The sequence below is a fragment of the Haematobacter missouriensis genome, assembly GCF_000740775.1.
GTDB lineage: Bacteria > Pseudomonadota > Alphaproteobacteria > Rhodobacterales > Rhodobacteraceae > Haematobacter > Haematobacter missouriensis.
The window spans coordinates 1-954 of the sequence record NZ_JFGS01000097.1; the positions used below are offsets into that span (position 1 = coordinate 1).

Annotated in this window: 1 pseudogene; it reads right to left on the reverse strand. The window is 59.9% G+C overall.

Annotated features, from left to right (window positions below):
- Nucleotides 1-890: pseudogene (locus CG51_RS18780) on the reverse strand (IS3 family transposase); the annotation flags it as partial.
- Nucleotides 891-954 lie beyond the last annotated feature (64 nt).

Below are 954 nucleotides of genomic sequence, written 5' to 3' on the forward strand. Positions count from 1 at the left end.
GGCGTCCAGCAGCACCTCGGTGAACTCGGTGCTGGTGAATTGTGAACCTTGGTCGCTGTTGAAAATCTCGGGCGCTCCGTATCGGGTCAGCGCCTCCTTCAGGGCTTCGGCGCAAAAGCCCGCATCCAGGGAATTCGACAGCCGCCAGTTCAGCACTTTGCGACTGTGCCAGTCCATGATGGCGACCAGATACAGAAAGCCTCGGCGCATCGGGATGTAACTGATGTCGGTGCACCACAGCTGATTGGGTCGGGTGATGGCCAAGCCCTTCAGAAGATATGGATAAATCATATGCTCTGAGGGCTTCTTGCTGGTCTTCGGCTCCTGGCAGACAGGAACCAGACGCATCAATCGCATCAGCCGGCGGACCCGATGTCGCCCGTATTGATGGCCCTCGCGCTGCATGTGGCGGGCCATCTGACGTGAGCCATACCAGGGCGTCTCGAGAAACTGGCGGTCGATGATGTCCATGAAGGCCAGGTTCTCGGCGCTTTCGCCGCGGGGCTGGTAGTAAAGGCCGGACCGCGCCAGGGACAGCAGGCTGCATTGCCGCCGGACGCTCAGATCGGGATGATCCTGTTTCACCGCTTTTTCCCTCCAGTGCCGAGAATGAGACTGGAGGCTGCCGACAAAAAATCCCGCTCGATGACGAGCTGGCCGATCTTGGCATGCAACGTCTCGACCTCACCCGCAGAAATCTGCGGCTCGGCGGATGAGGTGCCGCCAAAGGCTGCGGCCATGTTCTCGATCGCCGTCCGTTTCCGGCCGCTGATCATCGTCGGAGGGATATCGTATTTCTTGGCCAGCTCGGCCGATGTCAGGTCCTCGCGGATGGCCTCAAGAGCCACCTTCGCCTTGAACTCTGCACAATAACGCCTGCGTTTCGTCATGTCGGGTCGTTCTGCCTCAGGCGCTAAAGCTTAGCCCCTGCTCCGAAATCCCGAGACCACCTCT